This is a genomic window from Paenarthrobacter sp. GQ52, assembly GCF_059759005.1.
On sequence record NZ_JCAXEJ010000003.1, the window covers coordinates 267,207 to 288,983 of the forward strand.

Annotated in this window: 15 protein-coding genes; 6 read left to right on the plus strand and 9 right to left on the minus strand. The window is 62.9% G+C overall.

Features of this window, described 5'->3' with window-relative positions; genetic code table 11:
• Complete coding sequence (locus AC6CH8_RS06710; protein WP_420178488.1) at positions 1-1,137, minus strand: YlbL family protein; 1,137 nt, start codon at positions 1,135-1,137, stop codon at positions 1-3.
• 211 nt (positions 1,138-1,348) lie between these two features.
• On the opposite strand from AC6CH8_RS06710, the gene AC6CH8_RS06715 reads away from it, so the two are divergent.
• Positions 1,349-2,806 (plus strand): zinc-dependent metalloprotease, encoded by a 1,458-nt coding sequence (locus AC6CH8_RS06715; RefSeq protein ID WP_498189496.1) that lies wholly within the window; start codon positions 1,349-1,351, stop codon positions 2,804-2,806.
• A gap of 123 nt (positions 2,807-2,929) precedes the next feature.
• Here the strand turns inward: AC6CH8_RS06715 and AC6CH8_RS06720 are convergent, their stop codons facing one another.
• From AC6CH8_RS06720 to nudC, 3 genes are read right to left on the minus strand one after another with little or no spacing between them, the layout of a single operon-like run.
• Positions 2,930-3,556: a M48 metallopeptidase family protein gene (locus tag AC6CH8_RS06720; RefSeq protein WP_498189498.1), complete on the minus strand. Its 627-nt coding sequence runs from the start codon at positions 3,554-3,556 to the stop codon at positions 2,930-2,932.
• Positions 3,556-5,688, minus strand: a complete 2,133-nt coding sequence (locus AC6CH8_RS06725; RefSeq protein ID WP_420178491.1) for an ATP-dependent DNA helicase UvrD2 — start codon at positions 5,686-5,688, stop codon at positions 3,556-3,558. Before AC6CH8_RS06725 ends, AC6CH8_RS06720 begins: the two co-directional genes overlap by 1 nt.
• Positions 5,685-6,674, minus strand: coding sequence for an NAD(+) diphosphatase (gene nudC / locus AC6CH8_RS06730; RefSeq protein ID WP_091468661.1), 990 nt, complete (start codon positions 6,672-6,674; stop codon positions 5,685-5,687). Before nudC ends, AC6CH8_RS06725 begins: the two co-directional genes overlap by 4 nt.
• A 194-nt stretch (positions 6,675-6,868) precedes the next feature.
• Between nudC and AC6CH8_RS06735 the strand changes: the two genes are divergently transcribed.
• Positions 6,869-8,041 (plus strand): macrolide 2'-phosphotransferase, encoded by a 1,173-nt coding sequence (locus AC6CH8_RS06735; protein ID WP_498189500.1) that lies wholly within the window; start codon positions 6,869-6,871, stop codon positions 8,039-8,041.
• A 48-nt stretch (positions 8,042-8,089) separates the two neighbouring features.
• Here AC6CH8_RS06735 and AC6CH8_RS06740 read toward each other — a convergent pair whose 3' ends face one another.
• From AC6CH8_RS06740 to AC6CH8_RS06750, 3 genes are read right to left on the minus strand one after another with little or no spacing between them, the layout of a single operon-like run.
• Positions 8,090-11,608 carry an ATP-dependent helicase gene (locus tag AC6CH8_RS06740; RefSeq protein ID WP_498189502.1) on the minus strand — a complete coding sequence of 1,173 codons (3,519 nt, stop codon included), beginning with the start codon at positions 11,606-11,608 and terminating at the stop codon, positions 8,090-8,092.
• The gene (locus tag AC6CH8_RS06745; RefSeq protein WP_498189504.1) at positions 11,605-14,958 is read right to left on the minus strand and encodes an ATP-dependent helicase; all 3,354 of its coding nucleotides are present in this window, start codon (positions 14,956-14,958) and stop codon (positions 11,605-11,607) included. The genes AC6CH8_RS06740 and AC6CH8_RS06745 overlap by 4 nt, the downstream gene beginning before the upstream one ends.
• Entirely contained in the window at positions 14,955-15,371 is a 417-nt protein-coding gene (locus AC6CH8_RS06750) for an MGMT family protein (RefSeq protein ID WP_091468671.1), read from the minus strand. The genes AC6CH8_RS06745 and AC6CH8_RS06750 overlap by 4 nt, the downstream gene beginning before the upstream one ends.
• 66 nt (positions 15,372-15,437) lie before the next feature.
• Between AC6CH8_RS06750 and AC6CH8_RS06755 the strand changes: the two genes are divergently transcribed.
• The 4 genes from AC6CH8_RS06755 to AC6CH8_RS06770 all read left to right on the plus strand — a co-directional run bounded on the left by AC6CH8_RS06755 (position 15,438) and on the right by AC6CH8_RS06770 (position 18,933).
• Complete coding sequence (locus AC6CH8_RS06755; protein WP_498189506.1) at positions 15,438-16,148, plus strand: 3'-5' exonuclease; 711 nt, start codon at positions 15,438-15,440, stop codon at positions 16,146-16,148.
• A 323-nt stretch (positions 16,149-16,471) separates the two neighbouring features.
• Positions 16,472-17,422: an ABC transporter substrate-binding protein gene (locus AC6CH8_RS06760; protein ID WP_091468676.1), complete on the plus strand. Its 951-nt coding sequence runs from the start codon at positions 16,472-16,474 to the stop codon at positions 17,420-17,422.
• Between the two features lie 12 nt (positions 17,423-17,434).
• Positions 17,435-18,199, plus strand: coding sequence for an amino acid ABC transporter permease (locus AC6CH8_RS06765; RefSeq protein ID WP_091468678.1), 765 nt, complete (start codon positions 17,435-17,437; stop codon positions 18,197-18,199).
• Positions 18,196-18,933, plus strand: coding sequence for an amino acid ABC transporter ATP-binding protein (locus tag AC6CH8_RS06770; protein ID WP_017198579.1), 738 nt, complete (start codon positions 18,196-18,198; stop codon positions 18,931-18,933). Before AC6CH8_RS06765 ends, AC6CH8_RS06770 begins: the two co-directional genes overlap by 4 nt.
• A gap of 89 nt (positions 18,934-19,022) precedes the next feature.
• Here the strand turns inward: AC6CH8_RS06770 and AC6CH8_RS06775 are convergent, their stop codons facing one another.
• Positions 19,023-20,309, minus strand: coding sequence for a glycoside hydrolase family 3 N-terminal domain-containing protein (locus tag AC6CH8_RS06775; protein ID WP_498189509.1), 1,287 nt, complete (start codon positions 20,307-20,309; stop codon positions 19,023-19,025).
• A gap of 112 nt (positions 20,310-20,421) precedes the next feature.
• A complete protein-coding gene (gene hemL, locus AC6CH8_RS06780; protein ID WP_091468683.1) occupies positions 20,422-21,741 on the minus strand; it encodes a glutamate-1-semialdehyde 2,1-aminomutase in 1,320 nt (439 codons plus the stop codon).
• Positions 21,742-21,777: the final 36 nt, after the last annotated feature.

Genomic DNA, 21,777 nt, shown 5'->3' on the forward strand with positions numbered 1-21,777 from the left:
CTAGTTGTTTGTGCAGGTGGGAAGGCTCCCCGTGTCCTGACCGGATCCGAGCCGCTCTACGGCGGAGGTGGCATCAGCCAGTGTTTCCACTTTGACAACCTGAAGCCCGTCCGGAATGTGGCCCACGACGTCGGCACAGTTCGATGCCGGCGCGAGGAACATGGTGGCACCCTGGTGACGGGCGCCTATCATCTTTTGGGCAATGCCGCCGATGGGGCCCACGGCGCCATCGGCGGTGATCGTGCCGGTGCCCGCCACGTGTTTGCCGCCAGTAAGGTCCCCCGGCGTGAGGTTGTCCACGATCCCCAAGGCGAACATCATGCCTGCGCTGGGTCCGCCAACATTGTCCAAGGAAATGCTGACGTCGAACGGAAACGTGAAATCGCTGGCCAGCAGCACACCCAGAACGTAACGGTCCGCCTGGTTCTTGGTAGGCGTTATTGTTTCGGAAACCGAAGTGCCGTTCCGGTCCACTCCGACGACGGCAGGGGCACCGGCGCCCGCGGCCAGTTCGGCTTGGACCACGCTCATGGACGTGATTGCCTTGCCATTGATGGAGACCAGCCGGTCACCTTCCTGGATCTTCCCGGCGGATGGCGAAGGGTCTGATAGACCTGCGACGTTGAGCCGCTGCTCAAAGGGGATCTCGAGCTCACGCAAGGCTGCTGCCACCGCGTTCTCCTGCGAGGTTTCCATGGCTATCTCACCTTGTTGAACGGTCTGCTCGGCGGTGGTGCCCTTGGGATAGATGAGTTCTTCGGGATAAATGGCCCTGGAGGGATCCAACCAGGCGCGGAAGACATCGAAGATGGAGGCCGGACTCTTGGGACCGCCGGTCATGACAACGGTGGTCAGGTCAAGGTTGCCATTTGCTGGAAATGACTCACGGCCGGAAATGTTGATGACAGGCTTGTCGCCGTCTTTGCCCAGAGTATTGAAGGTGGGACCCGCTGACTCAATGACATATGGAACCGGCAACGCTGCCGCCCCGATGCCGAGGCCGAGCGCGAGGAGACCGGAGATCACCATGATCATGTAGCGACCGTCACGGGACGGTGCCGGCGGCGTGGAGGTGGAATCGGCGTCGGGCGTTCGACGCGGGTCCAATGAGCCCTCGGGGCTGGGCGAAGTAAGCATTGAGGCCTCTCTATGCCGGCATTTGCGTGACCGGATCCATGGCTCCTGCCGCCGAAGGCGGCGGCGGCACATACCAAACATCAACACTACGCGGTCTGACGTTGCAGGGCTGCTTTGCCTACAGCGAACGGCACCGCCTCCGGGCAGACAGCCTTCCGGCCGCGCGGTACGGTGAAAGAGATCACCAGCCAGTTCGACGATCGGCGGCACCATGACTTCCAACCCCAACAATCCGTCCAACGACGACGAAACCCCTAAGGATCCGCTGGCAGAAATGCTCCAGAACCTGATGGGCGGCCAGGGCATGGGCAACATCGATCCCGCTGAGCTGGCCAAGGCCGCAGGCCTGCCCAACGATCCTCAGCTCCTTCAGCAGATGTTCGCTCAGGTACAGGCGATGATGAGTTCTACCTCCGAAGGCCCCGTGAATTGGCAGCTCGCCCACGAGAATGCACGGCGCGTCGCCGCTGCCGGCAGCGATCCCTCGGTCAACTCCCAACAGGCCAGGGAGATCGACGAAGCGCTCAGGCTTGCAGAACTTTGGCTGGACCCGGTTACTGATCTCTCAGCGACCGGCCTGATTGGTAGGGCATGGTCAAGGGCCGAATGGGTTGAAGCAACCCTGGGCACGTGGAAGCGCCTGACTGAGCCCGTGGCCAACAGCATCGCCAATGCCTTGTCCAACGCTCTCACCCAGCAAATGCCCGAAGAAATGAAGTCCATGATGGGCGGTGCCTCGTCCATGCTGCAGAACATGGGCGGAGCGATCTTCGGCATGCAACTGGGACAGGCCATCGGCGCACTCTCGGCCGAGGTTGTCAGCTCCACCGATATCGGTGTCCCCCTTGCAGACCTGGAAATGGCGCTGCTGCCGGCAAACGTAGCCAAATTCGGGGAAGGCCTCAGCCTCCCCGAGAACGACGTTCGGCTCTTCCTTGCCGTCCGTGAAGCCGCTCACGCGCGCCTGTTTGTCCAGGTCCCATGGTTGCGTGGCCACCTCCTCGGAGCCATCGAGGCATATGCCCGCGGCATTCACATTGATATGTCCCGCATCGAAGACCTCGCCCGCGACCTCGACCCGAGCAACCCCGAGGGTATCCAGGAAGCACTGTCCCAGGGAGTCTTCACACCGGAACGCACACCTGTCCAGACGGCCGCGTTGGAGAAGCTCGAAACAGCTCTTGCCTTAGTTGAGGGCTGGGTAGACGAGCTCACCGCCGAAGCCACCGACAAGGTGCTGCCATCGGCGACGGCGCTGCGCGAGACCGTGCGTCGTCGTCGGGCCACAGGCGGACCGGCCGAGCACGCGTTCTCGTCCCTCGTCGGCCTGGAGCTTCGCCCCCGCAGGCTCCGGGAAGCAGCAACATTGTGGGCAACTCTGAAGGAAGAAAGGGGCATCGCCGGCCGCGACGCCATTTGGCACCACCCGGATCTTCTCCCCACCGGTGAGGACCTCGATGATCCCAAGGGCTTCTCCGAACGGCGACGCCTTGCCGAGGCAAGTGACAGCGAGGTTGACGACGCCCTGCAGAAGCTTCTGAGCGGCGGTTACGACTCCACCAAGGCCGATGAAGCTGGAACGGAAGCGTCCAAGGCTGATTCCGCGGAGAACGAGTCCGGCAATGAAACACCATCGGACGACAATGACCCCGAGGCGCCGACCAAGTAGGCCAGCCTCGGAATAAACACTGCAGCAAAGCGGCCGCCATCTCATGGCGGCCGCTTTGATGTTAAGGAACGGTGCAGTGCAGGTGCGGCTGAGAGAAGCCGAGCGGCCGAGCCTCTGACGTCTTTAGTCAGTCAGTTCCGCGGCCGACTCGCCGGGATCCCCGGACCCGGAATCTGCCGGGAGTCCCCGGGACGTAGCGAAGGCAACGCCCTCCAAAAAGGCCTTTGCCCGTTGCGTATCAGGGTAGGCCTCAACCAATCTCCAGAACTCGGCATTGTGGCTCGCCACCAGCAAGTGCGCGAGCTCGTGGACCAGAACGTAGTCAATAACCCATTGCGGCATGGGCTGAAGCTTGTTGGACAGCCGGATGGTGCCGTCCCCAGGAGTTGCCGAACCCCATCGGGCGTTCTGGTTGGCTACCCAGCGGACCGACGTCGGGACCGCCCGCCCGCCGAGATACGTCTTTGAAAGGTGCTCGGCATGCTTGGCGAGGGCTTGATCCGTCGCAGGACGACGCCTGCCCGCACCCGTTTGCCGCTCCCCTTGCTTCTTCAGCTTGACCAGCATCCGCCGGACCCACTCCTGTTCCTGGGACTTGGTGAAGCTGGCAGGGATGGCGACCACGGCATTGCCGTCTTCCCAGAAAGCGGCAACGGTTCGCCGCCGTCTGGCTGATCTACGCACCACAACGGGAGCGCCGTCGACGGTGAGGTGCGGGATGGCGGTATCGGAGGAAGATCTACCCGTCATCAGAGTTCACTGCTTTCGGCGAGCACTGCCAAGACAGCCTCGCCGTAGCGTTCGAGCTTGGACGGGCCGATCCCCGCCAGGCCGGCAAGTTCCTCAAGCGATGAAGGCTTAGCCTCGGCGATGGCAGTCAGCGTAGCGTCCGTAAAGACTACGTACGCGGGAACGTCGGCCGATTGGGCCTCGTCCCTGCGCCACTGCCTTAACGCATCGAAGGTCTGTTCCTCGTAGGTAGGCGGGCACTGGTTGCAACGTCCCACCTTCCGTTCGGCTCCACTCGCGAGCATGCTTCCGCATACCTTGCACGACGCCGGGGCGGCAGCTTTCCGCCGCGTGGGACCTGTCTTGCTGCGCGCGTTGGCGGAAGCCACGGAATTGGGACGAAGTCCGTCGAGGAACCGGGACGGCTTGCGGTTGGCCCGGCCACCCGGTGTTCGGGCTGTGGACCATGAGAGATTCAGGTGCTCCCTTGCCCGGGTGATGCCGACATAAAGCAGCCTGCGTTCTTCGTCCACATCCTCCGGGGTATCTGCGAACGAAATAGGCATTAGGCCCTCGCTGAGGCCCACCAGGAACACCGCATCCCATTCCAAGCCCTTGGCGGCGTGGAGGGAAGCAAGAGTGACACCTTGAACGGTGGGTGCGTGTTGCGCGACCGAACGCTCTTGAAGCTCGTTGACGAACTCAGCCAAGGTGAAGGACTCCCCGCGGCTGACAGCAAGCTCATCGGCCAAGGCGACCAGGGCTGCCAGGGATTCCCAACGCTCACGCAGTGCTCCGCCGTTGTGGGGGGCGGCCTCCGTGTAACCAAGTGAGGCAACGATGTCCCGCACGATCTGGCCCAGGGGTTCCTGGGGCCCCTCCGCCACGGCGCGGGTTGCCGCGCGTAACTGGAGGATCGCATCGCGGACTTCCTTGCGCGCGAAGAACCGCTCGCCTCCCCGGAGCTGGTAGCCGATCCCGGCAGAGGCCAGGGCTTGCTCGTACGCTTCAGACTGGCCGTTGGTGCGGAACAGGATGGCTATCTCACTGGCTTTGACACCGCTGTTGAGCAGCTCCTGAATTCTGCCTGCCACCACAGCTGCCTCGGCTTCGTCGTCCGGGCACTCCATGAACCGCGGTTCCGGACCAGAGGGCCGCTGGGCGACGAGCTTGAGGGGCGAAGCCCACGCGGCATCCGCCACCGGCCCACCGCTTCGGCGGGAACCCAGGAGGTCGTTGGCCAACTTCACCACTTGCGGGGTGGACCTATAGTCACGAATGAGCTTGACGACGGTCGCTCCGGGGAACTGCCCTTTGAACCCGAGGAGATGCTTGGGTGAGGCGCCGGTGAAGGAGTAAATGGTTTGGCTGGCATCGCCCACCACGCACAACTCGTTCCGGCCACCGAGCCACAAATCCAAAAGACGCTGTTGCAGGGGTGAAACGTCCTGGTACTCGTCCACCACGAAATGGCGGTATTGCTCCCGGACTGTTGCCGCTACTTTCGGGTCCTCCTGGAGGATACCCACTGTTATGAGCAGGACGTCTTCGAAGTCGATGACGTTGCGGTCGGTTTTGATGTCCTCATAGGCCTGGAACACCCGGGAGACCGCGGTGAGGTCGAAGCCTCCGGGAGTTCCGCGGCCTTGTGCATTCTCCAGGTAATTGGCGGGCGTCAGCATGGACACTTTGGCCCATTCAATCTCGGCTGCCAGGTCCCTGATGGATGCACGATCAGTGCTCAGTCGAAGCCTGCGGGAGGCCTCAGCGATCATGTTGGCTTTGTGGTCCAGGAGATTGGGCAAAGTGCCGCCGATTGCCTGCGGCCAAAAGAACTGCAATTGCCTCAATGCGGCCGCGTGGAATGTGCGGGCTTGAACGTTGGCAACCCCAAGATCGCGGAGCCTGCTGCGCATCTCAGCTGCGGCCCGGGCAGTGAAGGTCACGGCCAGCAGTCTCTGCGGACTGTAAACCCCGGAGTGAACACCGTAAGCAATGCGATGAGTGATGGCGCGTGTCTTTCCCGTACCTGCCCCTGCGAGGACGCACATGGGACCTGTCAAGGTACTGGCTACTTCCCGCTGCTCTTCGTCCAGCCCGCCGAGGATGCGCTCCTCAAGTGAGCCACCGCCGTCGAAAATCCCTTCGGTCACGGCTGCAGGTCTTCGATGACGCCGCCGTACCAATGCTCAATCAATGAACGCGCGATGGACAGGCGCGTTGAGATGGTGATTTCACCGCTCAACACCGCTTCCTGCAGCTCCTCACGGCTGAACCACCTCGCCCGTGTGACCTCGACGCCGTCGGGCCGGGCAACGGCGTCGTCTGTTTTGGCGGTGAATCCCAACATGAGGGAAGCGGGGAACGGCCAGGACTGCGAGCCGAGATACTGGCAGGCCGTCACACGGACACCCACTTCTTCGCCGATTTCCCGGACGACAGCCTGCTCCAGCGATTCCCCGGGCTCAACGAATCCTGCCAGCGTGGAGTAATTCCTGGCGTCGACGGGCCCCCCGCCGCCGAGCAGGAGCCGGCCATCCGGGCCGATCACCGTGACAATGATGGCGGGATCCGTCCGCGGGTAATGCTCTGAGTTGTCCTTGGGACAACGCCTGACCCAGCCACCGGCCTCGATGTCCGTAGGCGTGCCGCACTGAGGGCAATGTGTGTGGGTTGCATGCCAGTTGGAGATTGCGCTGGCCTCGATGAACAAAGCGGTGTCCTTGGCGTCAAGACGCGCCGCGACATCCCGAAAACCGGCCCACTCAGCATCCAACGGCACCGTGGCGATGCCGGGCGCCGGCGGTTCAGTAACTGTGAACAGCACAACGGACGTACCCTCCGGCAAGGAGGACGACGTCAACGTGGCACCCAGGTAGATGGCAGCAACAGCGCCGCCTTCGGACCCACTTAGAGCGTTCCAGAGCGGCGCAGCGTCTCCGAACCACAGGCCGTCAGCGGTCACCAACGCTTTGCGCTGTGAAATGACCATGGCTTTGGCGGTGCCGGAGGCGATGAGATCCTCAACCATGCCCGGCTTCATCCGCACGCCCGAGCCGCGATCCACCATGGCAGGACGGACGGGAAGAACAGTCTCCATCAGGTGATTGGCAAGCGCCGGCGACTCCGTTTGACTCATGTATCTACCGTACTGACTCGTACCGACAAAAAACATTTGGAAAGGTCCACTGTTGTGGACAGCACCCCGCACAGTTGCCCGCTTGGGCACTTGAGCAATGTTTTGCTCCACATTTCCTGCGCATTTGCTGCGGATCTGAAGACTCGCCGTACTGCATCATGGCCACAGGCCGCACTCAATCTACCGTGGAGAACGTGAGAAGAACACCGCTCGAACTGGCCGCCATAGCAACAGCGGCGGTGCCTGGCCTTTCGCCAACGGCCGCAGCCTATTCCCCCGACGACGACGCCGACTTCGACTCCGCGCTGCTGTTGGACGCGGAAGGCAAACGCTGGCGAGTCCGTTCACCGCGCCATCCGGAAGCCAGCACGCGACTGGAAACCGAGTTTATGGTCCTGCGGGCCTTCGCGCCCGCCATCCGCGCTGAACTGCCTTTTCATGTGCCCACCATCGCCGGCACGGTAAGGCAAGGTGCTTTGACGACGTTCGTGTACGCCCATCTGCAAGGCTCCATGCTCTCCATCGACGAACTGTCAGCCGGAAGCCCCGCCTTGGCCAAGGAAGTCGGCGCAGCACTGGCAGCCATTCATGACTTGCCACTGACCCTGGTCACCAATGCGGACCTTCCCAGTTACTCGGCCAATGAGTTCCGGCAACGCAAACTCAACGAACTGGACCAAGCAGCAACCACCGGGAAGATTCCGGCCACCCTGCTGCGTCGTTGGGAGCACGCCCTCGAAGACGTTGCCCTTTGGCGTTTCAATCCATCAGTGGTCCACGGCGACCTTCATGAAGACAACCTCATGGTGCAGGATGACACGGTGACCGCCCTAACGGGTTGGACCGATCTCCGGATCGGTGATCCTGCAGACGACTTCGCCTGGCTGGTTGCATCCAACGAAGCCTCGTTTGTTGAGGCCGTTTTGAGCCACTACACCCAAGCACGCCGCGAGATCCCTGACACGCACCTTCTCCGCCGGTCCGCCCTGCTGGCCGAGTTCGCCCTCGCCCAATATCTGGTCAAGGCAATGGCGGCAGGGCACCAGAGCATGACGGCAGAAGCAGAGTCCATGCTCCAGGCACTCGCCGATGACATCGATGAGCAGGTGCGTCGCGACGAAGAGGCCGCACAGGCAGCTGAGGACGAGGCCGCCGAGAACGAAGCTGCTCAGCACGCGGCCAATCACTTGGGAGCAGCGGATTCACGGGCCGACAAGCCTGCAGTCAGTGTGGCGGCGATTCCCGACGCCGAAGAGTCAGAGGGCTCCGAAGATAGGGGCCCCGGCACGACATCACACGACGACACGTCCACTGCCGCTATCAGTGTTGTCAGCGTAACGCCGCTTCACGCAGCCGAACGTTCCTAGAAGGCAGAACCCTGGAACCCCAGTGCCTTCCCGGGTTCCAGGGCGTTCCTACCCATCAGCGCTGGTCTTCAGTGCCTTCGCCACGATCAGCTCCAGTTCCTCGGCGCTGCCAAGATCGTGCGGACGCACAACGGCGTCGTCAGCCACATAGTAAAACGCCGCACTGACGTCCTCGAGGGGTACATCCTTAAGCCGTGCCCAAGCCAGCCTGTAAACGGCCAGCTGCACCGCCCGGGTCGCCAGCTGCTGCCCCGCGGGGCGTCGCCCGGTTTTCCAGTCAATGAGTTGCCAGCGGCCGTCAGCATCGCGGAACACGGCGTCGATGCGCCCACGGACCACGACGTCGCCGATCCGCGTTTCCACAGGCACTTCGACGAAAGCCGGAGCGCGCTGGGACCACTCGGACTGTTTGAACGCCGCCACCATGTCATCCAAGCCGTAGGCCTCGTCGATGTGGGAGTCCGAGCCCGGAGCTTCATCAAGGTCCAGCATGCCGGTTGTGCCAAAGTACTCCTCCACCCATGCATGGAATGCCGTGCCTTTGCGAGCCGAGATGCCCGGTTCGCGGGGAACGGGCCTGCGCAGCTGGGTCAGGACGGCCGCGGGGTCAGCACCGAGGTCAACGAAAAGTGAGGCAGAGATGTGGCTTGGCAGGTGGACATCCTGAACGGTCTTGAGCTGCCGTTGGCGATCCAGCAGTAGTTCGGCCTCCTGGGACCATTTCCCGGCGGGACCACTCAATTCATCTGAAGAGGCCGGGCGGGGTTCCTCAATGTATCCCCGGACCATGGCTGCGGCGCGGTCCATTGCAAGCCGCCTGCCCGGAGTCAGCCTCAGCCGGGCGCCGGTCCGTGGGTCTGACGGTCCTTCCAAAGGATCGTAGGGGAATTGGGCAACCTCGAGCGCTGCGGTCAAGGGGCTTTCCTCAGGCAATGCCTCTTCGGCCACCGATTCCGCATGGACCACCGCCCCTCCAACCGACCGCGAACCGCCAACCGACTGCGTCCGGCCGGCGTCATTATTCTCTCCAGCAACACCGGCAAGAGGCGCCAGTTCGGAGAGGAAGGCAGACATGCCGGCCATTCCTGATCGAGAGCCATTCCAAGCAGCGCTGGAAGCCCACAGGACGAACTTCGCCCGAGTGTAAGCGACGTAGGCGAGTCTTCTCTCTTCGGCCTCACCGTGATGCTGGACCTCGGATTTGAATTCCTTCTCTGCGTCCAACCATCCCTTTTGGTCAGGCTGATCGAGATCCCACTGGGGAAGGTCGGCGCGATCGCCCCGCAAGGGCCACGGCAAGGCCGCGGCACCGGTGCTCCACCGCGAATCCCTGTTGCTGGGGAACGAACCAGCATTGAGTCCCGGGACAAAAACAACGTCCCATTCCAATCCTTTCGAAGCGTGAACGGTCAGCAATTGCACCGCTTCCCGATTGGCCTCAACGGGGGCAACATCCAAGCCGCCTTCCTCGGAGGCAGCAGCTTCCAGCCACGATAAGAACGCCAGCAGGTCAATGCGTTGCGACGTCTGCAGGAACCCGGCTGCCGCATCCTGGAAAGCATCCAAGTTGCGGCGCGCCTGGTGGATGCTGATTCCCGGCTTGGCCGCTACTTCGATGTCCAGGAGCATCGCACGTTCCACTTCGCCAAGGAGTGTGGTGAGGTCGTCGCCGATGTAGCTCCTCAGGGAGCGCAGTTCCGAAGCAAGGCGGGTCAGCCGAGCCAGGGCAGCAGCGCTCAGGCTCCTCCCATGTCCGGACGTCCAGCCTGGACGGGGAAGGAAGTCAAGGGCCTCCACGAGGCTTGCGGCATCGGTGATGTCGCTTTCAATCACGGTCCCTGACGGTTCTTCGTCCTGGTCAAAGGATTCAGGCTGTGCTTCCGGAGCCGACCGTCGGCGGGCCAGGAAGCGGGACCAGTCACTGAAGGCCATCAAGTCTGCCGGACCAATCCTCCACCGTGCCCCGGCCAACAACCTCATCAGGGCATCGGAACGTCCTGGATCGGCAAGGACCCGCAAGGTCGCCACCAGATCTACGATCTCCGGTGTGTCCAGCAAGCCGCCAAGTCCAACGATCTCATAGGGAATCCCCTGGAGTTCGAACTCGCGGCGGAGGCACTCCATCTGCGCCCGTCGGCGGCAGAGGACCGCCATGGTGGGCTTGACCGGAGTGCCGTCCTTCTCTTCTTCGAAGACAGTCCGTTGGTACCGACGGACATCGCGGGCTATCACTGCGGCTTCGTCCTCATCCGTGCCGAAGCGACCGATCACCACGCTTCCATCCACCGCAGCAGGGCTTGGAACCAACGCGGGGACTGAGACATTGCTCGCTGTTTCCTTCTCCCCCGCCGGACCCGCCGACCTGTTGAGGGGCGCTGCGATGGTGTTCGCGGCCCGGAGGATGTTCCTGCCGTTCCGCCAAGCGGTGGTCAGATACGAAGTGGGGGCGACGGAATAGGATTCAGGGCCGCCGGAGGGGTCCCCATGCCGGACGGGAAACTCCTGCACAAAGTGGAAGAGCTGGCCGGCGGAAGCGCCTCGGAAGCCGTATATCGATTGGTTGGGGTCGCCCACCGCAGTAACTGCGTGGCCCTGACCGAAAAGACGGGAGAACAGAACAAGCTGGGCGTGGGAGGTGTCCTGGAACTCATCCAGGAGCACTACTTTGTAGCGGGCACGTTCAGTGGAGGCGGCGAGCGGAATATCGCTCGCAATTCGGGCTGCGAGCGCCACGAGGTCGCCGAAATCAAGGACACCGCGATGGCGCTTCGCTTCCTGGTAACGGACCACCATGTCGGCAACGCTGGCGCGTGTCCTGAGCATGGCCGCAAGTTCTCCTGCGGCCTGAGTTGGATTCTTCTTGGCACCGGCCACGTAGGGAAGCTGCTCAAAGGCGTGAGCGCGCTCCAGGACCCATTCCCGCACTTCCCCCGGATTCTGAAGGTGCTCTGCGCACTCCCCGGCCAGCTGGATGACTGCATTGACGAGCGTGGATTTGGCGGCAGTGAAGTGCTCGTAGTCGCCGTCATATGCTTCCACGACTTCGCTGGCCAGCTGCCAGGACTGTGCGCCTCCCAGCAACACGACGTCCCGCTCGATGCCCAACCGCAGGCCGTAGTCAGACACGATGCCGCTTGCATAGGAGTGGTATGTGGACACTTTGGGTTCGAGGTCGTCTGCCCCGAGAAGTCCCTCCGGGAAGCCTATGCTGCCATCGTCCGCCACCGCTATCCGCTGGAGCGTGGCCAGCTTGGACCGTATCCGGCTCGCCAACTCTCCGGCAGCCTTGCGGGTAAATGTCACGCCGAGGACTTCTTCAGGGCGCACCCAGCCGTTGGCCACCAGCCACACCACACGGTCCGCCATGGTGGCCGTCTTCCCCGAACCTGCCCCGGCAATCACCAGGCGCGGAGAAAGCGGGGAGGCAATGATGGCCGCCTGCTCAGGCGTAGGGTGGTTCTTTTCGCCAAGGATGTTGGCCAGCTCAGAAGGAGAGAACCTTGGCTCCGGGACTGCCTCGACGCCCGGGTTGCTGGTGGCAAAGCCGTCCAGGAGTTCGGTTGTCATTCGGTGACCTGCTTTCCTCTGGCGCACAACGGGCAAACGTCCGGTAGGCGGCATCCATGGCCGCCATACCCGCCCTTGCCGGGGTCGTGCCGTGCTTCGAACGTTGCACCGACCATCAGCGCAGCCGCCTCATTCACCAGCCCCTCGGCCCAGTTGTCCGAGGGATCCAACGGATCCTGCTGCTGTACCGCCGGGCTCTTGGTCTTGGTCCCAAGGTGGGCCAGCACGGCGCCGCCGGGGACTAAGCCGTCCGCGGACGCCGCAAGAGAGCCGGCGTCGGGTGTTTGGTCCCCTTCCCCGGCGTCCCGGAAGGCACCTTTGAGGACGGCGGCCTGGTAGGCACCCAGTTGTGGGTGCTTGGCAACCTCCGCTTTGCCTGGTTGCCGTTTGCCTGTCTTGAGGTCAACGATCACGAGCCTGCCCTCCGGATCGATCTCAAGCCGGTCCACCTGGCCGCGGAGTACTGCGTGGCGAGTGGCCTCCCCTTCAGGAGCAGGGAAACCACTGACAGCGCCGTCGTCCAGGGTGACATCAGGTAGCTGAACTTCAAAGTCGTGCTCCACGGCCAGCAAGCTTCTTCCGTCGCCGCGCATGATGAGCACGTACTGTGCCAACTTCCGAACCATCAGTTCCGCCCGCTGGAAATCGAGCTTCCCTTCCCAGTTGTCCTTCATGCCCAAAGCAGGCCACCGGCGTACGAGCTCAGCCACGTACTCGGCTCCTGAAGCATCGGGAAGCTCTTGGGCAATGCTGTGGACCAAAGTGCCCAGGCTGCGTGCGAAGTCGGTGGCAGCTTCCCCTCCGGCGGCTTGGACGAACCAGTCAAGCGGCGACTTGTGGACAGCTTCCACTTTGGAAGGCGAGACGGAAACGGTACCGCCGGGTGGCACCACGGGTTCCTGGGAACTCAGCGCCGCCAAACCCCACCACGTGTCCGGATGTGCACCCGGAACGGGTGGTTCCGTGCTGGCGAGCCTGGCCAATATCCGGGCGGCCTCGTGCGAGGTATGGGCTTCGCCGCTACCGGCGTCTTCCAACTGGGCGTGCTGCCGCAGTTCTGCGACCAGGGCCCGCAAGGTCATGGGACGGTCAACGGGGGTGTAATCACGCTTGTACTCACCGGCCTCAAGGGGCGCCACGTAGTCCAGGAAAGCCGAGGGTTGCTCGTCCTCGGAAGACACCGCGGTGCAGATCAATACTTCTCGAGCTCGGGAAACGGCGGTCGAAAAACTCCTGAGTTCGTCATAACGAATATCCCGGAGCCTGCTCAGGGGCCCGCGCCGAAGGGCGTAGTCCACTCCATGCTCCACTGCGTCGGCGTAGACAGTGCTTCCCAGCAGCTCTCCACGCAAACGCGTGTTGGGCCATACGCCTTCCTGGAGACCCGCAACGATCACCACCGGCCATTCCCGCCCGGCTGCGCTTGCGGGGGTCATGATCTCCACGCAGGCCTCCAGCTGTGCCCGCGCGGCAAGGGTGTCCATGGGAAGTTCCTGGTTCAGCAAATAGTCCAGGAACTGTTCAGGACCCGAACCGGGCAGTTGGTCCACGAACCGTTCGGCTGTATGGAACAACGCCATCATGGCGTCAAGGTCCCTATCGGCACGTGCACCGGCATTGCCTCCCTCAAGTGCCATATCTGCCCAACGGGAAGACAAGCCGGTGGCGTGCCACAACGCCCACAGCACAGATTCCGCGTTGGCACCGGGTTCCGCCGCGGCGGCGGAACCGGCTGCGATCATGCGGGCGAGCCGACGGGCAGAACTGCCTTCAATACCCAGCGACGCCAGGGCACCGGGCTGAAGGAGTGCCTCAACCAGCAAAGCGTCGCTGGACCGGCCGCCACCGCCCAGAAGCTCCTCGCGGCGCAGGGACTGTCGGAGCCTGCGCAGTTCGATGGCCGTAGCTCCGCCGATGCGGGATGTAAGGAGGGAAACCGCAGTTTCCGGCGTCAGCTTTGCCGGGTCCAGGACAATGGCAAAGGCCTCCAACAACGGACGCACCGCGACTTCGTCACGGACGGCCGAGTCTGCCACTGGAACACGAACCGGGATCCCCTGCCCGCTCAGGTAACGCTGCAACTGGGAAATTTGCCCGCCGTTCCGGACGATCACCGCGATGTCGCTGAACTCCCGCGATTCCCGCAGCTGAGCCTCGAGGATGCGCTGTGCAACGTATCTCAACTCGTGGACAGCTGACGGCAGCACATGACCCTCCACGCGACCATTCCGCGCAGATGCAGTATGCATGCCTTCCGGATGTTGCGGTTGTTCCATTTGCCTGGCCAACTGGCCACCCGAGCGCTGCGAGATGTGGCTCGCGACCCGGGTCCACGCCTCAGCTACCTCAGGCGCATGCCTGTGGGTAACCGACAGCGGGCGCTCAAGAACGTTTTGCTGTGTGCCGCCCAGCAGTGTTGGCAGCTCTGACACCAGGTCCGGGCGTGCGCCGCGGAATCCTTGCACGACGGTATCCGGTGAGTAGGTCACCACGACGTCTTTGCCTTCGCCGATGTCGGCAAGGAGCTCGAACACGGCAGGATTCGATTCCTGGGCGTCGTCCACGAGGATGAGTTGGAGTCTTTCCCTCTCGGCAGCCAGGAAGGCCGGCGAGTCTTGGAAAATCTGCCGCGCCGTGGTGATGATTCCAGCAGGGTCAAAGGCCTCAGGCATACGGAGGTCCAAGACATCCCGGTACTCGCTGTAAAGTTCGGCAGCCGCCATCCAATCAGGCCGTCCGCACTCGTAGGCCAGCCCAACCAGGTCCTCTGCGGTGCGCCCCGATTCGATGATGCGGTCGAACAACTGCCGGATCTCGTGACGGAAGCCGCGGGTGGGAAGTGCCGCTGCTAGATCCTCCGGCCAAGGAAGCTGGAATCCCGGACGGGAGTGGCCTTCCAGCAACTCCTTGATGATGAGGTCCTGTTCGGGGCCTGACAGAAGCTTCGGTGGCCGCGTCAGCGGCAATATGCCTTCCGCCTTGGCCCGCCGGATAACGTCGAAAGCGTAGGACGCCCAGGTTCGTGCCGGCGTCGTACTGAGGCTGCGGTCCAACCGCCCTGTGAAGGTATCGCGCAGAGCCGCTGCGGCGTGGCGCCCGGGAGCAAGAACGAGAATCTGTTCCGGGTCCAGGCCATCCTCGCGGACGCGGCGGACTGCGGCTTCCACCAGCACAGTTGATTTACCCGTTCCCGGGCCCCCGGGCACGAGGACAGGGCCGCTCCCCTGTGGGAGGGCAACGACCGCACCTTGGTCCGGAGACAAAACAGGAGCCGCATAGTGGGTCTCACGCGGCGGGAGCAGCCGGAGGGCTGCCGGTGCTTGGCGGGTTTTGGCAGGAGTTGCGGTCACACAGTCATTTCATCATCGGGCACCGACAATTTATGGAGTTGACGCTCCAACTGGTCCGAGATCACATCCAGTTGGTCGAAATCGGAGTCGGCAGGCGTCCATCGGGCCGCTGTCAGGTCGACGCGCCAACGGCCTTCGCCCGTCCTCAGGAAGGCCTCGTATGCGCCATGCAGCGGGGTGGCTTCCTCCAAGTAATGCTGCAGGGCGGCGACTTCGTGACCTGGTGGCGCTTCCCCGCTGGCCCTAAGGACGCGCCACCAGGCGACCGAGCTGCCATAATGGCTCATCACTGCGCCGACCTGCCGCGGCCCACCGGCTCCCAAAAGCTCTGCGACGTCACCGTAGGAAACCGCCGAACCCGACGGAACAAGGTCCACAACGGCCAGAACCGCTGTCACATACTCCATCCGCATGTGTTCAGCGTAACGGCAGGAGTGTCGTGCCCGAATAGTGTCGGACCCAGCCGGTAGCTTGAAGACATGAGCTCCTGGAACACCCTCTCCCGCGCCGCATTCGACCTCGAGACCACCGGGAAAAACTCACGGTCAGCGCGGATCGTCACAGCTTCCATCACGGTCGTGGATGCCCACGGGGAGCTCATCGCAGAGCACGAGTGGCTGGCAGATCCCGGTGTCGAAATCCCGCTCGAAGCCAGCGAGGTGCACGGTGTCACTACAGAGAAAGCCCGTGCAGAGGGCCGCCCGGCGGCCGAGGTCACACGCGAGGTGGCCGGTGTACTCCAAGAGCTGTTCGACGACGGCACTCCCGTCATTGCTTTCAACGCCAGCTACGATTTCACGGTGTTGGCGGCCGAGTCCGCCCGCTACGGGGTCCCCCAACTCAGCCGCTTCCCCGTGCTGGATCCCTATGTGATGAACAAGCAGGTGGACCGTTACCGCAAGGGAAAGCGCACGCTTACCGCTTTGTGCGAGGAGTACGGTGTGGACCTGACAAACGCGCACACCTCAGCTGCGGACGCTCTCGCTACGCTCCGGGTATTGGATGCCATGGCCGGCAAATTCCCCAAGTTGCAGATGCCGGCGCCGGCTTTGCATCAGCTGCAAGTAGACTGGGCGGCATCCCAGGCCGCTGATTTCCAGCAGTACTTGCGGCGCAGTAAGCCCACTGCAGTCATCGAGGGTGAGTGGCCGGTCCTCCCGCCCGAAGACGCAAGCCGGGGCGGCTTCTAGCCCCGGAGAGCAGGCGACCGCCTCCTTTTGCGACGCAAGTCACAGCAATTTCGGGAACCCGTTTTTCAGGGTTGTCCGCCCGCGGATTCCACGCGAGCCACCGCCGCCGGAATAGTCCGGAGTCAGAAGGTCTGTTGACGGGAACTTTGTTCGGCCAAATCGACTGTAGGCAATCGTTTCTTCGATTCACCGCGCGCCAGTGGGCTGGTGACATAATTAAGTTTGGCGGGTTGAAGTCTGCTAGAGCAGCCAACCTTCGTATTGCTGCCGCATTCCCCGCCCACCGCGAAACGTCCCCGTGACTCGATGAAAGTGATTTCTTCATGAAATTCAAAGCCCCTAAGTGGCTGTCTGTTGCCCCCGTGGCCGCAGCCCTGGTGATTTCCCTGGCAGCATGCGGCGGAGGGACCTCCGAGCCCAGCGGCTCGCCGACCGACGCTTTGGCCGGCAGCGACCAGAAGTCGCTGGACACGTTCACTACCGCTGAAGTGACTCCGCTGGACAAGATCGACAAGTCCAAGCTGGGCCTTATCACCGACGGCACCCTGCGCGTGGGCACCCTTTCCGACGCCCCGCCGAACATCTTTATTGATCCTTCCGGTAAGTTCACCGGCTACGACAACGAACTCCTGCGCGCCATTGGTGACAAGCTTGGCCTCAAGGTGGAGTTTGCCTCCACCGACTTCTCGGCGCTCCTGTCCCAGGTGGGCAACAAGCAGTTCGACGTCGGATCCTCCTCGATCTCCACCACGGACGCCCGCCGCAAGACTGTTGGTTTCACCAATGGCTACGACTTCGGCTACATGGCAATCGTGACCAAGAGCGACTCCAAGGTCACCGGCTTCGCGGACGTCAAGGAAGGCCTGCGCATCGGCGTTGTCCAGGGCACCGTCCAGGATGACTACATGACCAACACGCTGAAGATCGAGCCGGTCCGTTTCCCTGATTACAACACCGTTTACGGCAACGTAAAGAACGGCCAGATCGATGCTTGGGTTGCACCGTCCCAGCAGGCCGAAGGCCAGGTCAAGGAAGGCGACAACACCAAGATCGCAGAGAAGGTTGTCAACACCCAGAACTTCACCGCGTATGCCGTGAACAAGGACAACCAGCCGCTGATTGATGCCCTGAACTCCGGTCTGGACGCTGTCATCGCTGATGGAACCTGGGCCAAGCTCACGGCCGAGTGGTACAAGGACCGTCCGACTGCCGCCGAGCAGACCCCCCAGGGCTGGAAGCCGGGCAGCAAGGCCGTCCAGCTCCCCGCCAAGTAACCAAGGCGTTCCATGGATATCCTCAATCAATTAGCCGACACCTTCTTTGACTGGGAGGCGATGGGCGAAGTCATCCCCAAGATGTTCGCCGTCGGTCTGCCCAACACCATCGTCCTGGCTGTCGTCTCGGGCATCATCGGGACCGCGCTCGGGATGTTGCTCGCCCTGATGGGGATCTCCCGGAATGCAGCAGCACGGTGGGTGGCCCGCATTTACACGGACATTCTCCGCGGGCTCCCTCCGGTGCTGACCATCCTGGTGATCGGATTCGGCTTTGGCCCGATCATTCGTGAACTAACCGGCTCCACCAGCCCTTACCCCATGGCGATCGCTGCCTTGTCCTTGATGTCCGGCGCGTATATCGGCGAGATTTTCCGCTCGGGCATCCAAAGCGTGGATAAAGGACAGCTCGAAGCGACCCGGGCCCTCGGGTTCAGCTACGGCTCGTCCATGCGCCTGGTGGTAGTGCCTCAAGGCATCCGCCGCGTTCTTCCTGCGTTGGTCAACCAGTTCATCGCGTTGATCAAGGAATCGTCACTGGTCTTCATGCTTGGCCTCCTGGCAACAGAGCGTGAAATCTTCCAGATTGGTAAGGATGCAGCTGCCAACAGCGGCAACCTGTCCCCCTACGTGGCAGCAGCCATCTTCTATCTGGCGTTGACCATCCCGCTCACGCACTTCGTGAACTTTATTGACGCCCGGATGCGCGCTGGACGCCCGGAGAAGAAGGAACCGGACGAGGCAGCCGCCGTCGTAGGAAAAGGAGCGCAGGCATGAGTGAATTCGCATCAGGGACGTTGACGGCGAAGAACATCCACCTGTCGTTCGGCAGCAACCATGTGTTGCGGGGCATCGACCTGCACGTCGAGAAGGGCACCACGGCCTCCGTTATCGGCCCGTCCGGCTCAGGCAAGTCAACGCTGCTTCGAGTAATGAACCGGCTTATCGAGCCGGATCAGGGCGACATCCTGCTGGATGGACGTTCGGTCCTTAAGGACAACCCGGACGAACTGCGTCGCCGCATCGGCATGGTCTTCCAGCAGTTCAACCTTTTTCCGCACAAGACGGTGGCTGAGAACATCTCGCTGGCACTGCGCAAACTCCGTGGCATGTCCAAGGAACAGGCGCGCGACGAGGCATTGGCCCAGCTGGACCTGGTGGGTTTGAAGCATAAGGCGGATTCCCGTCCGGCAAACCTCTCGGGCGGACAGCAGCAGCGTGTGGCGATTGCCCGCGCGCTGGCCATGAAGCCTGAGGTGATGTTCTTTGACGAAGCTACCTCCGCGCTGGACCCGGAACTCGTCAAGGGTGTCCTTGCGCTCATGACGGACCTGGCCCAGGGAGGCATGACCATGGTGGTGGTAACCCACGAAATGGGCTTCTCACGCAACGTCTCGGACATCGTGACCTTCATGGACGCCGGCGTGGTGGTTGAATCCGGGCCTCCGGAGCAGCTGTTCACGAATCCGCAAACGGAACGCCTCCAGGGTTTCCTTTCGGACGTCCTCTAAGGACCCCTTAGCAGGGTTACACCCGCTACAAAGAACCCCGCCTTCCAAGCGAAGGCGGGGTTCTTTGCCGTTCACCTGCCTTGGGGCCGCTACTGATTGGCCTTGACGCGCAGCACCGTGAGCGCGGCGGCATCCACCTTGGCCCGGAAGGCAGGATCGGACGTGGCCTTCTGCACCACCGCCTGGTGCATCGCCGGAATGCTCGCGGGATCGGCGCATACCAGCATGGTTCCCCCAGCGCCGAAGAAGTTCAGGGCACGCTCGGCATCGGACCATGCTTCCAGCTGGGCCGCACTGCAGAGGTCATCGGAGAGAACTATCCCCTTGAAGCCGGCGTCATTACGCAGCATCGTGTCCATTACGGTCGAGGAGAATGGTGCGATGTTGGCGGCGTCAATCTTGTCGTAGTAGGCATTCGAAACCATGACCCACCGGGCGCCTGATTTGATGGCCGCGTGGAACGGCCCCAGTGCGGGATCGTTCCGGGTGGTGGCCGTGTCACGGACATCGCTGGTGACGTCCGTGTTGGGAACTACCCTGCCAAGCCCTGGGAAGTGCTTCACTACCGGGGCCACGCCGGCATCCTTCATGCCATCGGCAAAGGCATTGCCCAGCAGCGAGACGTTGGCTGGGTCGTAGCCGTACTCCCGCTGGAAATGGCCAATGGGGGCATTGGAGGGTGCAAACTGTGGGCTGGTCACTGTATCCAAGACCGGCGCGAGGTTCACGTTGACGCCTACGCTGCTAAGTTCCTTCCCCCACGTTGCAGCATCCGCGCGAAGTTTTGCCGCCCCGGAGGACGCCTGGACCAGGGCCGTGGGAATGGTGGAGAAACCCGGACCGGAAAGAACCTGGACATATCCACCCTCTTGGTCGGTGGCCACAAAAAGGGGTACCCCGCCGGTTGTTGCGGCAGAGACCGTGCCTGTCAGCGAAGACACAAGGGACGCCGTCGGGGCAGCTCCGGCCTTGCTGCGTCCGCTGAGGTAAACGTTCCCGGCGTGATACTTCGTCAGCGCTTCCATGGTTCCCGGTTCGGGGCCGCTGGCCTTGGCTGCCACCATGAACAGTTGTCCCACCCGCTGCTCAAGGCTTAGAGCGGCGAGCTGCTGCTCCGCAGCTGACGGCGTGCTCGGCGCCGGCACAGGCGCTACGGAGGGAGCCGGGGAAGGAACCGCTGGCTTGGTAACTGACGCCGGCGGGGACGAGGGAGCCTGCGTGCCTGACGGCGAAGAAGGAGCCACCGATGGTGTCCCCTCCGCCGAATTTTGGCCGGAGTTCGTTGGGCCAGTGGAACATCCGGCCGCCGAGACCAGAAGCACTCCGGCGGTGGCGATGCTGACGCTCAGTGATGCAATGGAAGGGGACTTGCGCATGGTAAACCGTGAATTCGTTGGGGGTGGGTTTCCACCTACGAGCCTACCCCGATCGGACGCAACATTGCCCCGGACAATTGCGTCAAGCAGTCGCCCGGGGCATCACCAAAGATCAGGCCGAGGCGCCCGCTGCGGCCTTCGCTGCTGCCGGAAGGGCATCGATGATCCGGTTCATCGCTGCGTCGTCATGGGCAGCGGAGAGGAACCAGGCTTCGAAGACGGACGGCGGAAGGTAAACGCCGGAGTCCAGCATGGAGTGGAAGAACGGGGCGTATCGGAAGCTATCCTGCCGCTGGGCGTCGTCGTAGTTGTGCACGCCGTGGGCAGAGGTTCCAAACGCAACCGAGAAGAGGTTGCCCGCCCGCTGGATGGAGTGGTCCACGCCGGCGTCGTCAAGGGCGGAGGAGAGCGCAGCTGAGAGTTCCAGCGAACGGGCATCAACATAGGCGTAGACCTCAGGAGTTGCATTGGTCAACGTCGCTACACCTGCGGCCATGGCCACGGGGTTTCCGGACAGCGTACCGGCCTGGTAAACCGGGCCCACGGGAGCGAGGTAGTCCATGACGTCGGCACGGCCGCCGAGTGCCGCCGTCGGCAGTCCGCCGCCGATGACCTTGCCGAAGGTGAGCAGGTCCGGAGCCCAGCCTTCCTGGCGACCGGTCAATCCCCAGTAGCCGGCGTAGCCGGTACGGAAGCCGGTAAGGACTTCGTCGAGGATGAGGAGTGCACCGTGTTCCTTGGTGATGCGGGACAGGCCCGCGTTGAAGCCTTCGCCCGGAGTGACGACGCCCATGTTCGCCGGAGCCGCTTCCGTGATGACGGCAGCGATGTTTTGGCCGTGGGCAGCGAAGGCAGCCTCAACGGCAGCAAGATCGTTGTAAGGCAGAACCAGAGTCTCAGCTGCGGTGGCCTCTGTGACACCGGCAGAGCCGGGCAGTGCCAACGTGGCCAGGCCGGATCCTGCGGCTGCCAGCAGTCCGTCAAGGTGCCCGTGGTAGCAACCGGCGAACTTGATGATCAGGTTGCGGCCGGTGAAACCGCGGGCCAGGCGAACGGCCGTCATGGTGGCTTCGGTTCCGGTGGATACCATCCTCAAACGTTCGACGGCGGACACCCGGTCCTTGACGATCGCGGCAAGGTTGGCTTCATCCGGCGTGGAGGCTCCGAAGGAAAGGCCGCGGTCCACAGCTGCGTGAACGGCGTCGAGCACGGCGGGGTGGGCGTGGCCCAGCAGCGCCGGTCCCCAGGAGCACACCAGGTCTACGTATTCCTTACCGTCTGCGTCCGTCAGGTAGGCGCCCTTGGCGGACACCATGAACTTCGGAGTGCCGCCCACTGACCCGAAGGCGCGTACCGGCGAGTTCACGCCGCCGGGCATCAGGGACCGGGCACGGTCGAACAGTTGATCGGACACGGGGGTGTTTGACGTCATGGTACCTATTCTTTCAGTGATTCAGGGAGTGGCATG

What these genes read in the sequence shown, in the direction of transcription:
- AC6CH8_RS06710 (WP_420178488.1), bottom strand. Translation starts at nt 1,137, where the DNA reads ATGCTTACTTCGCCCAGCCCCGAGGGCTCATTGGACCCGCGTCGAACG.
- AC6CH8_RS06715 (WP_498189496.1), top strand. Translation starts at nt 1,349, where the DNA reads ATGACTTCCAACCCCAACAATCCGTCCAACGACGACGAAACCCCTAAG.
- AC6CH8_RS06720 (WP_498189498.1), bottom strand. Translation starts at nt 3,556, where the DNA reads ATGACGGGTAGATCTTCCTCCGATACCGCCATCCCGCACCTCACCGTC.
- nudC (WP_091468661.1), bottom strand. Translation starts at nt 6,674, where the DNA reads ATGAGTCAAACGGAGTCGCCGGCGCTTGCCAATCACCTGATGGAGACT.
- AC6CH8_RS06740 (WP_498189502.1), bottom strand. Translation starts at nt 11,608, where the DNA reads ATGACAACCGAACTCCTGGACGGCTTTGCCACCAGCAACCCGGGCGTC.
- AC6CH8_RS06750 (WP_091468671.1), bottom strand. Translation starts at nt 15,371, where the DNA reads ATGCGGATGGAGTATGTGACAGCGGTTCTGGCCGTTGTGGACCTTGTT.
- AC6CH8_RS06755 (WP_498189506.1), top strand. Translation starts at nt 15,438, where the DNA reads ATGAGCTCCTGGAACACCCTCTCCCGCGCCGCATTCGACCTCGAGACC.
- AC6CH8_RS06760 (WP_091468676.1), top strand. Translation starts at nt 16,472, where the DNA reads ATGAAATTCAAAGCCCCTAAGTGGCTGTCTGTTGCCCCCGTGGCCGCA.
- AC6CH8_RS06765 (WP_091468678.1), top strand. Translation starts at nt 17,435, where the DNA reads ATGGATATCCTCAATCAATTAGCCGACACCTTCTTTGACTGGGAGGCG.
- AC6CH8_RS06770 (WP_017198579.1), top strand. Translation starts at nt 18,196, where the DNA reads ATGAGTGAATTCGCATCAGGGACGTTGACGGCGAAGAACATCCACCTG.
- AC6CH8_RS06775 (WP_498189509.1), bottom strand. Translation starts at nt 20,309, where the DNA reads ATGCGCAAGTCCCCTTCCATTGCATCACTGAGCGTCAGCATCGCCACC.
- hemL (WP_091468683.1), bottom strand. Translation starts at nt 21,741, where the DNA reads ATGACGTCAAACACCCCCGTGTCCGATCAACTGTTCGACCGTGCCCGG.